General features: G+C 62.6%; 5 protein-coding genes, 2 tRNA genes and 2 rRNA genes (1 of these 9 only partly in view). 5 read left to right on the forward strand and 4 right to left on the reverse strand.

Annotation, left to right across the window (positions count from 1 at the left end):
• Positions 1 to 90: 90 nt before the first annotated feature.
• Genes hfaD through hfaA form a run of 3 tightly spaced genes read right to left on the reverse strand, consistent with a single transcriptional unit; the run spans position 91 to position 2,726 of the window.
• On the reverse strand, positions 91 to 1,281 hold the full coding sequence (hfaD, locus tag AC07NX_RS23965) for a holdfast anchor protein HfaD (RefSeq protein WP_494645390.1): 1,191 nt from the start codon (positions 1,279 to 1,281) through the stop codon (positions 91 to 93).
• Positions 1,247 to 2,260: a holdfast anchoring protein HfaB gene (gene hfaB / locus AC07NX_RS23970; protein WP_494645357.1), complete on the reverse strand. Its 1,014-nt coding sequence runs from the start codon at positions 2,258 to 2,260 to the stop codon at positions 1,247 to 1,249. The genes hfaD and hfaB overlap by 35 nt, the downstream gene beginning before the upstream one ends.
• A complete protein-coding gene (gene hfaA / locus AC07NX_RS23975) occupies positions 2,250 to 2,726 on the reverse strand; it encodes a holdfast anchoring protein HfaA (protein ID WP_494645358.1) in 477 nt (158 codons plus the stop codon). Before hfaA ends, hfaB begins: the two co-directional genes overlap by 11 nt.
• 235 nt (positions 2,727 to 2,961) lie before the next feature.
• Between hfaA and AC07NX_RS23980 the strand changes: the two genes are divergently transcribed.
• Positions 2,962 to 3,393 carry a CBS domain-containing protein gene (locus tag AC07NX_RS23980; protein WP_494645359.1) on the forward strand — a complete coding sequence of 144 codons (432 nt, stop codon included), beginning with the start codon at positions 2,962 to 2,964 and terminating at the stop codon, positions 3,391 to 3,393.
• Positions 3,394 to 3,497: 104 nt separating this feature from the next.
• Here the strand turns inward: AC07NX_RS23980 and AC07NX_RS23985 are convergent, their stop codons facing one another.
• Complete coding sequence (locus AC07NX_RS23985) at positions 3,498 to 3,938, reverse strand: RrF2 family transcriptional regulator (RefSeq protein WP_494645360.1); 441 nt, start codon at positions 3,936 to 3,938, stop codon at positions 3,498 to 3,500.
• Positions 3,939 to 4,874: 936 nt separating this feature from the next.
• Between AC07NX_RS23985 and AC07NX_RS23990 the strand changes: the two genes are divergently transcribed.
• The 4 genes from AC07NX_RS23990 to AC07NX_RS24005 form a co-directional block, all read left to right on the forward strand.
• Positions 4,875 to 6,358, forward strand: a 16S ribosomal RNA gene (locus tag AC07NX_RS23990).
• Positions 6,359 to 6,537: 179 nt separating this feature from the next.
• A tRNA-Ile gene (locus tag AC07NX_RS23995) sits at positions 6,538 to 6,614 on the forward strand.
• A gap of 70 nt (positions 6,615 to 6,684) precedes the next feature.
• Positions 6,685 to 6,760, forward strand: a tRNA-Ala gene (locus tag AC07NX_RS24000).
• A gap of 231 nt (positions 6,761 to 6,991) precedes the next feature.
• A 23S ribosomal RNA gene (locus tag AC07NX_RS24005) occupies positions 6,992 to 7,500 on the forward strand; it runs 2,280 nt beyond the window's last position.
• The 16S and 23S rRNA genes sit together here with 2 tRNA genes alongside, the layout of an rRNA operon.

The following is a 7,500-nucleotide window of genomic DNA, read 5'->3' on the forward strand; positions in this document are numbered from 1 at the left end:
GCACCGAGATGGCCGTTTTTCCATATGCGATACCCCTGCCCTCTGGGGGAGGTGGCCCGAAGGGCCGGAGGGGGCTCGCGGCGCCGGCCGCTAGTTGGTCACCGAGAAGGTCGCGTTGTTGCCGGTGGCGGTCGAGACCCCCACGACGGCGCGGCCCGAATTGCGGACCGTCACGGTCGAGCGGGCGCTGATGTCGACGTTGTTGGACTGGCTGTTGGTGGCGCTCATCGTGCCGCTGCACAGGTTGCAGGCGTAGCCGCTGACCGCGTTGCCGACCGCCGTGGCGCTGGCTCCGGCGTCGTAGCCGGTGTTGCCCTCGAAGCTGGCGATCACCTCGACTCCGCCGCCGTCATTGACCTGGACGTTGTCGAGCACCAGGCCCGGGCCGTTGGCGTTGCTGGCCATGGCCGAGTTGCCGACGCCGTAGGCCGTGGCCTGGGCGCCGCCGAACTCGTAGGAGGTCCCCTCGGCCTGGGCCCGCACATAGGCGGTGTTGTACTGGTGGCTGGCCACGTCCAGCAGCGTGCCCTCGTTGGCGGCGTTCAGGTTGTTGCCCGAGGCTGTCGCCGCCGTCGTGGTCAGGTAGCTGTTGCCATAGGCCGTGAACTTGGTGGCCGTGACATTGGCCGCGCCGTTGTTCTGGTCGGTGATGACCCGGGCGGCCGACTGGTTGGCGCCGGTCAGGTCGATATTGTTGCCCGCCGCCGTGCCGGCCACGACCGCGGTTCCGGCCACGTAGTGCAGGATCGCCCCGCCGTCGGCGGCGACGTCGGCCTGGTTGTTCTGGCTGACCCGCGCGCCCATCGATCCGTTGACCAGCAGCAGGCCCTGGCTGTTGCCGGCCGCCTGGCTGGTCTCGATGACGTCGCCGGCCTGGGCGGTCTCGCCCTCGATCTGGCTGCGGGCGGTGACCGCGCCGGTATTGGTCTGGACCATGAAGCCGCTCAGCGTGCCATAGGCCGCCGTGGCCGTGCCGCTGTTGCCGACCGCCGTGGTGGTGATGTTGCTCGAGTCGCCCATGGAACCGGAGGCGTTGACGACCCCGTGGGCCGAGACCACGCCCTGGTTGACCTGGTTGGAGGTCAGGCCCGCGTCGGCGCCGACCACGGTCATGCCGAAGGTGTTGGCCCCGGCCGTGGTGGTGGCGGTGACGCCCTCGTCGACGGTGACGACGTCCAGCGTCTGGTCGGCGAACAGATTGCCGAGGTTCAGCTGGTCGTTCGAACCCTGGACCGGGACGGTCTGGCTAGTAGCGACCCCGACGGCCAGCATCGCCCACATCGGGATCGCTGCGATCGTTCCAGCGAGACGGGTCTTCGCGGGTCTGCGCATTGTTGGTTCCCAGATTGTTGTACGCGGGCACGAAGGCCCCGGTCGCGCCGACCGTGTTGGCGGCGTAGGGGTCGTACTGCATGCAGCTTTGCGGGCCGGGCATGCCGTAGAGGTTGGCGCTCATCTCGATGGTGGCCCGCTCGATCAGCGAACGCACGGCCAGCTGCATCGGCTCCAGCGCGCCGCGGCCCGCCGAGATGTCGAAGATGTTGCCGTTGAGGAAGTCGAAGACGCCGGCGCTGATCTCGCGGCCGACCACCTGCTTCTGGTAGGAGATCACGTCGACCACCTCCAGCGTGCGGGTGTTGATCAGGCGCAGGTCCAGGGCGATGTTCATCACGAACACCCGGCGGCGGAAATTGCCCTTCAGCCCGTCGGTGTCCTTGTCGCCGACATAGGCGTCCACGCCCGCCGAGCGGATGTTGTAGTTCAGCTCGGTGATGCCGCCGGCCACGTAGAAGTCCGAGCCCGGCACCTGGCCCGCCAGGATCCGGCGGTACTCGGCCGGCACGTCCGCGCCCGGCTTGGGGTTGTCGGAGATCAGCTTGTTGTTGGCGTATTTCAGCTCGTACTCCGACACCGAGGTGTCGAAGCGCTCGACCATCGGCATGCCGGCCTTGGCGAAGGCGGTCATGGCCAGCAACGAGGCGCCCTGGGTGACCTTGCGGCCCGACCCGTCGGACTCCTCCTTGCCGGTGTAGTCGGCGATGCGGCCGATGGCGACCCGCGGCGCGACCACGTGGTTGGCGCGGGCGTACTGCGCAAGGCAGACCAGGCCGGCCGTGTAGGGCGTGGGGTTGGCGGTCACCGGCGCCCCGCCGATCGGCGTGGCGTAGTTGCCATCCATCATCGGCTTGGGGACGCCGCCGCACGCGCTGAGCACGGCGCAGGCGCCGGCCAGCAGAAGGTTGAGGCGCTTACTGGCCATTTCCCGATTTCCCGACGTTCGTTCCGGCGCTGATGTTGCCGTTGTTGATCTGGGTGGAGTTGACGATCACCGTGTTGTTGTTGCCCTGGGTGACGACCGTCAGGTTGTTGCCGATCGCCGTGGAGCTCCCCCAGCCCCCCAGGGCGCCGACGCCCGAGTAGCTGTCCAGCGATCCGGACGACCGGCTGGACGAATAGACGCTCTGGTCGGCGCCGGTCAGCATGACCCCGTCGACGATGACCCGGTTGCCGTTGGCGTCGCGGGTCGAATATTGGACCACGTGGTTCTCCGAGCCGGCCACGCGACCGTAGCCGGCGTTGAACGCGGCGGAGTTGGTGTCCAGGGTCTGGGCCCGGGCCGGGCTGGACAGCGCCAGGCCGGTCACGGCGGCGGCCGCGGCCAGAACAGCCGCGCTGATCGCCAGCGGACGCCCGGCGCCCGGCAGATTCTTCTCGTTCGCAGCCATCAGAAACCTCGTGAACTCCGACCTGTCCGACGGCTAGCAACCCCCGTGCCAATGTCGGACAGCGTCAGGTTTAACCCCAAAGGTCTCGCGATTTGGTTAAGTTCGTCGGCGCGCAAGCGACTTTGGCGAGCGCGAGAATAATGCGCCTCCGCCCGCCCTGGGCGATCCAGGCCATTGATAAGGGAGCCGCTTTGCGAGACCCTGCTGGAAAGAAAGTATCAGGGAGGATTAAGCTTTGCTGGTTTCTCAGATCCTGAAGGACAAGGGCGACCTGGTCTTCACCGCCTCGCCCAACGAGACGGTGGGCGCGGCCGCCGCCCTGCTGCACACCCGGCGCGTCGGCGCCATGGTGGTGCTCGAGGAGGACGAGACGATCGCCGGCATCCTGTCCGAACGCGACATCGTGCGGGTGATCGCCGAAGGCGGCGCGGCCGCCCTGTCCAGGCCGATCTCCACCTGCATGACCCGCGACGTGGTCTTCGCCCAGCCGGAAGAGACGGTCGACGCCCTGCTCGCGCGGATGACCGACCGCCGGATCCGCCACCTGCCGGTCTGCAAGGGCAAGCGCCTGGCCGGCATCATCTCGATCGGCGACCTGGTGAAGTACAAGATCAGCGAGGCCCAGGCCGAGGCCGACGGGCTGAAGGCCTATATCGCCGCCGGCTGAGAGACCGGCGGGTACGTCCGCTGGCGGGCCTTCGGGCGATCGGAGGCGCCCCGCCCGCCGACTCTATATAGGGGCCCTACAAAGCCACTATATAAGAGTGTGGATCAGCGCGCTGGTTCGCCCAGCAGTTCCGCGCCCGAGCCGGACACCGCGTCGGCCAGGCTGTAGCCCTCCAGAACCGCCGCGGTGGCGTCGCGGGCCCGCAGCAGGGCCTCGCGCAGGGCGCAGGTCGCCAGGTCGCGGCAATCCTCGCAGCGTCGGAAGGCCGTGCGGCTGACGCAGGGGGTCAGGGCCAGCGGGCCGTCGACCAGGCGGATGATCTCGGCGAAGCTGATCGCCCCGGGCTCGCGCCCCAGCAGATAGCCGCCGAACTTGCCCCGCCGGCTGGTGACCAGGCCCTGGCGCGACAGTGTAAGAAGTATGGCTTCCAGGAACTTGCGCGGCGCGTCGGCGCGAACCGCCAGTTCGCCGGCGGTCACCTGCCCGTTCTCTCGGGCCAGCTCGATCATGGCGCGCAGGGCGTAGCGCGCTTTCTGGGACAACATGGACGCGGGGCCTCCTCTTGCAGAGGTCTATGGAGGCAGGGGAGGGGATGGCGCAAGCGCCGTCGCCAGGGACGGGTAGGGGCGCGCGGTCGGCGCGGCTTCAAACCATTCACAGATCCGCGCACAGGGAAAGCGGTGCGTGCGGTTGATCGCGTCGCTTTTGCGGTTGCGACTCCCCGGGGCGGTGGCTAAACACCGCCCTCGCTTCGGGGCTGACGCCCGCCGGACGAATTCGAGGCCTTCGGGCCTTGCATTTGGAAAGGCGGATCGCTAGGTTCCGCAGCCTCAATCGACTCGGTGACGAATTTGCGAAGACCCTGTCTTCAAGGGCTTCGTCGCCATGCTTTTGTCCTTCGAAGCGGCTTCGGCCAGCTCATCGACGAAAGTGAAAAAGTCGATTGACAGGGGATGTTGGTTTCCTTAGAAGCCGCGTTCCCGGAAGTAACGGAAGGAAATTCGAAAGAATTTCGGAAGTTACTTCCTCAAGTCTTCCTGGGTTTCTTTGAAATCTTTGCTTGACTTGATTGGCGGCTTTCACTAGAAGGCTGCTTCGGTTTACTGGGAATGGCTTTGGTTGTTTCTGGTGGATTGGTTCGGACGGTTTTGAAAAAAACGGTTTGACACGGAATTCGAGGTTGGATAGATAGCCGCCTCCGCCGACATCGGGCGCTAAACGATGGGCTCCTCGGGAGAGGGGTTCGGGTCTTTGACATTGTTGATTTGGAAAGAGAAACGCAGGCGGCGGCGCTCTGGCGATGACCTCACGGGTCATCTCGACGCTGACAACTGCGGTCTCTTGAAGACACCATGAATATCATGGATCAGGGCTTCGGCTCTGGCCCATCGATGTGAATGGGAACTCGTCAAGAAACTATGCAAACCAGAACGCGGATCGGGGTTTTCCCCTCGGTCCTGCAGTCTGGGTCAATGTCAACTCAACCTGAGAGTTTGATCCTGGCTCTGAGCGAACGCTGGCGGCAGGCCTAAGACATGCAAGTCGAACGGATCCTTCGGGATTAGTGGCGGACGGGTGAGTAACACGTGGGAACGTGCCCTTTGGTTCGGAACAACTCAGGGAAACTTGAGCTAATACCGGATGTGCCCTTCGGGGGAAAGATTTATCGCCATTGGAGCGGCCCGCGTAGGATTAGCTAGTTGGTGGGGTAAAGGCCCACCAAGGCTACGATCCTTAGCTGGTCTGAGAGGATGATCAGCCACATTGGGACTGAGACACGGCCCAAACTCCTACGGGAGGCAGCAGTGGGGAATCTTGCGCAATGGGCGAAAGCCTGACGCAGCCATGCCGCGTGAATGATGAAGGTCTTAGGATTGTAAAATTCTTTCACCGGGGACGATAATGACGGTACCCGGAGAAGAAGCCCCGGCTAACTTCGTGCCAGCAGCCGCGGTAATACGAAGGGGGCTAGCGTTGCTCGGAATTACTGGGCGTAAAGGGAGCGTAGGCGGATAGTTTAGTCAGAGGTGAAAGCCCAGGGCTCAACCTTGGAATTGCCTTTGATACTGGCTATCTTGAGTACGGAAGAGGTATGTGGAACTCCGAGTGTAGAGGTGAAATTCGTAGATATTCGGAAGAACACCAGTGGCGAAGGCGACATACTGGTCCGTTACTGACGCTGAGGCTCGAAAGCGTGGGGAGCAAACAGGATTAGATACCCTGGTAGTCCACGCTGTAAACGATGAGTGCTAGTTGTCGGCAGGCATGCCTGTCGGTGACGCAGCTAACGCATTAAGCACTCCGCCTGGGGAGTACGGTCGCAAGATTAAAACTCAAAGGAATTGACGGGGGCCCGCACAAGCGGTGGAGCATGTGGTTTAATTCGAAGCAACGCGCAGAACCTTACCACCTTTTGACATGCCCGGACCGCCGCAGAGATGCGGCTTTCCCTTCGGGGACTGGGACACAGGTGCTGCATGGCTGTCGTCAGCTCGTGTCGTGAGATGTTGGGTTAAGTCCCGCAACGAGCGCAACCCTCGCTATTAGTTGCCATCAGGTTTGGCTGGGCACTCTAATAGGACCGCCGGTGGTAAGCCGGAGGAAGGTGGGGATGACGTCAAGTCCTCATGGCCCTTACAAGGTGGGCTACACACGTGCTACAATGGCGACTACAGAGGGCTGCAATCCCGCGAGGGGGAGCCAATCCCTAAAAGTCGTCTCAGTTCGGATTGCACTCTGCAACTCGAGTGCATGAAGTTGGAATCGCTAGTAATCGCGGATCAGCATGCCGCGGTGAATACGTTCCCGGGCCTTGTACACACCGCCCGTCACACCATGGGAGTTGGCTTTACCCGAAGGCGCTGCGCTAACCGCAAGGAGGCAGGCGACCACGGTAGGGTCAGCGACTGGGGTGAAGTCGTAACAAGGTAGCCGTAGGGGAACCTGCGGCTGGATCACCTCCTTTCTAAGGATGTTCCTCCAGATCTTCGGATCTATTGGAACACCGATTATATACAGTGAGCGGATCGCCGCCGTCTTCGTTTCTCTTTCCACTCCTCATCGGCCGACCAGGTCGAGGAGGCGATCGCGAGCCCAGGAACGGGTCTTGGCCTTTGGGTCGAGGATCTGGTCTATGCGGCCTATGGGCCCGTAGCTCAGTTGGTTAGAGCGCACGCTTGATAAGCGTGAGGTCATAAGTTCAAGTCTTATCGGGCCTACCAACCTTCCAGCATAACGGACGCAACCGACCCAGCTCCCCTGGGCTTTAAGCAACTCACCGCAAGGCGGCGAGGGGCCATAGCTCAGTTGGTAGAGCGCCTGCTTTGCAAGCAGGATGTCGTCGGTTCGAATCCGTCTGGCTCCACCACCTCTTCATCTGGAAGGGGCGGTAACGCGATCGAGGAATGATCAAGTTTGCCGCTCGGCTCTGCCGAGGCCGGCGAAATGACATCGTGAAGGTAGGGTTCACCCGCCGAAATCATCTCACCCTTGGGATGATCGAGGTTTAAGGGCGGACTTTGAAGAAGACATCAAATGTCTGACTGTAAAGCGCATGATGCGGCTCCCTAGAGCCGCATGCATGGGTTTTGCTGAGAACGATCAAGCGCATAAGGGCTTCTGACGGATGCCTTGGCATTGAGAGGCGATGAAGGACGTGGCACGCTGCGATAAGAGCCGGGGAGGCGCGAGCACCCTTTGATCCGGCTATCTCCGAATGGGGAAACCCACCTTAATGACCATTCCACTTACCTTCGGCTTCGGCCGGCGGCATGGTGGTGTGGTTGTGACAGGTATAATGGGCTGAATACATAGGCTCCATTAAGCAAACCCGGGGAACTGAAACATCTCAGTACCCGGAGGAAAGGACATCAACCGAGACTCCCGTAGTAGTGGCGAGCGAACCGGGACCAGGCCAGTGCTGTCGTGACATAAAGCTGAACGACTTGGAAAGGTCGGCCATAGTGGGTGATAGCCCCGTAAGCGTCAAATAGCGACAGACTCGAGTAGGGCGGGACACGTGAAATCCTGTCTGAACATGGGGGGACCACCCTCCAAGCCTAAGTACTCCTCAATGACCGATAGCGAACAAGTACCGTGAGGGAAAGG

It is taken from the genome of Caulobacter sp. GW821-FHT09A05, assembly GCF_059418465.1.